The sequence below is a fragment of the Campylobacter sp. CNRCH_2007_0968H genome (genome assembly GCF_025773245.1).
GTDB classification, from domain to species: Bacteria; Campylobacterota; Campylobacteria; order Campylobacterales; family Campylobacteraceae; genus Campylobacter_D; species Campylobacter_D lari_D.
This window is the reverse complement of sequence record NZ_JAKMTQ010000032.1, coordinates 1-2,519: the sequence shown is the minus strand read 5'-3', so window position 1 is coordinate 2,519 and position 2,519 is coordinate 1. Positions and strand designations below refer to the sequence as shown.

Here is a 2,519-nt window from a genome sequence, read left to right as displayed (position 1 = left end):
CCAAGGACTTCGTATATATTGTTGAATATTTCATCTATATTTTTATCATTTTTATAATATTGTCCATTGCCCAGATGGATAGTTTGTGGAAAATATTGTATTTTTGGATTTAAAAAATTTATTATTATTTCTTTAGCTTTTTGTGATATATAGTAACTCAGCTCCTCTCCTTGAGTGAATATTACAAAGGCACCAAATGCTACCAAAGGTGCTGAATCTGGACATAATATACCAACCAAACTCACAATTCCAGCTGCAATTGCAGTCGCAGAAATACCAACTGTATAAACAATAGTTTCAACCCCTTCAGCTATAGCTTTAATAACTACCGACCTTTCGCCATTAAGGACATATTCTAAAGAATAATCCATAATTTTTAAAGTGTTTTCTGTTGGTTTGGTTATTATTCTTATTTTTCTTGCTATTGGTTCTAAAGTAGGATATTGCTTGGAGTAGGAATTTACGGTGTTTTTTAATCTATCTACAGTATCCCGCAAATATTGAGTTTTATCTTGTATGTCTTCTATATCTTGTCTATTAAAATTTGCTATCCAATTCGGTATTATATCTTTTTTAGCAAGCACAGCATTTTCTATACCTTGTCTATCTTCAGGACTTAAATTATTTTCCGCATGCATTTAATCTTCCTTTAGCAATATTTATGAAATAATTAAGTTTTTTTGTTACATATATTGTTTCGTATAATTCTTGATCTTGAAATTTTAAATCTGCATCATGAAATAAATTCATTTTTTTATAAGAATTAATCATATTTTCTAATAACTGTTCTTTTTGAGGTATAGAACACATAAGATTTATATCTAAAGTAAAACCAAAAAACAAGATATTATAAGTCATAAAATTAATTTCAAACATTATTTTACCTGGATTATACTTAGATGGTAATTTTTCAATTTCACTCATAAAGACAAGAAACTCATCCACAACATTTAAATAATTATTAATTTCTTTTAAATCAGTGCTATTGGAAATAAAATAAAAATAATTAAGATTATTTTGCATTTGCAAACCAAATAATACATCCTTATTTTTAAGAGCTACCAAATAAGCATTGTCTAAACCTAAAATTTGCATAAATTTAAAATCTTTTTTAAAGTTATGCATATAATTTAATAATTCTTTTTGATTAAGTTTTAATTCTTGATTTAAGTTTTGTTCTACAAAAACTTTTTTAAATTCTTCTTCGTTGCTCTTAAATAGTTTGTATATATCTTTAGCATTTTGATATTCTTTTTCATGATTATACTTATCCCAAAAGATAAGCTCTAAAGGGCGATAAGCTAAGCTTATAAAAATAATCAAAGCTATAAGCAAACCGCAGGGTATATAAAATTTTTTAAGTTTATAAAAAGGTTTTTTCATTTATATTCCTTGATATTCTAAAAATAGTTTTTGTGTCTTTTTTTGTTTCGTTTAAGGTTTTATTTTGAGTGTTAAGTTCTATCTCATTCATTTTTGCATTCTTTTAGTTTGGTTTGTATGGATTTAAGTTTATTAGTTTGTTTTTGATCGAGTCTGAGTTTCTTAAAATTATAGATCGCTTTTTCTAATTGCATTTTTAAATGACTATCAGTGTGTATTTTTAATTCTTTATTAAAAAACAATAAAACTTTGTCAGTAGCAATGTTAATTTGACTCATACCATTTAAAATTGTTATAGTTTTAGGGGTATTTAAATCACAAATATAATCTTGTAAAAATTCACTCAAATACATATCAGTAAATGCACAATTATAACCAATTAGAGTGTTAATATACATTCCAATTCCAACTACATCAAAGCTATCAAACTTATGAATATCTTTTTGCAAAAAATCCTCTTCTAAACGAGTATTTAGAAAAAATAAAAAATCTTCAAAAACTTTAAATCTTTCCTTATCAAATAAAAAAGAAGTTTTTTGATTTGTGATATTTCCTTCATTATATAAAAGATAAAGTATAATATCAGTATTTGAATTTGTTGTAACATGCCCAGCTTGTCTCATAAGCTCAACATCTTCATCTGTAGGATAATAAGAGGTTAAAATTCTTATATCTTCAATACTAGCTTGTATCATCTTAAGATTTTTAATAATCATTTGTGTAACTTTTTCTTGATTATAGTTTTCTTTGCTTAAATTCTTAGCATATTCTAATTCTTCCTTGCCTTCGTTTTCACTCCATTTGATTAAAGCACTAAGATTTTCTCTTGCTTTATTTTCATTAGCTTCTTTAAATTGTAAAGCTTCTTGGATAAAGTTATAAGCATTGCTAGCAATTATGATAAAAACTAATACAATAAAAACTATAATAGAAATTCTTTTTGATATTTTAAGCAATTTTTTTACCTTTAAAGTTAGTATTATTTATTATAGCATTATTAGATACAATCTTAAAATCTTCTTTTATATCATCTATAATGGTATTGCTTTGTTTTATTTTTAAAGAAGTTTCATTGTTAAAATTTGTATTTTTTATTATAGTGTCTGTATTTTCTTTTGTATTGTTTTCTTGTTTTA

At 24.7% G+C, this 2,519-nt stretch carries 4 protein-coding genes; all 4 read right to left on the bottom strand.

Going from position 1 to position 2,519, the window contains the following annotated elements; translation table 11 throughout:
* Positions 1–638, bottom strand: a 638-nt coding sequence (locus L8Y18_RS08450) for a hypothetical protein (RefSeq protein ID WP_263660882.1), incomplete at its 3' end; no start/stop codon positions are given.
* On the bottom strand, positions 622–1,383 hold the full coding sequence (locus tag L8Y18_RS08445; protein WP_263660883.1) for a hypothetical protein: 762 nt from the start codon (positions 1,381–1,383) through the stop codon (positions 622–624). The genes L8Y18_RS08445 and L8Y18_RS08450, both read right to left, overlap by 17 nt.
* An 83-nt stretch (positions 1,384–1,466) precedes the next feature.
* On the bottom strand, positions 1,467–2,339 hold the full coding sequence (locus tag L8Y18_RS08440) for a hypothetical protein (protein WP_263676652.1): 873 nt from the start codon (positions 2,337–2,339) through the stop codon (positions 1,467–1,469).
* Positions 2,332–2,519, bottom strand: a 188-nt coding sequence (locus L8Y18_RS08435; protein WP_263676651.1) for a hypothetical protein, incomplete at its 5' end; no start/stop codon positions are given. The genes L8Y18_RS08440 and L8Y18_RS08435, both read right to left, overlap by 8 nt.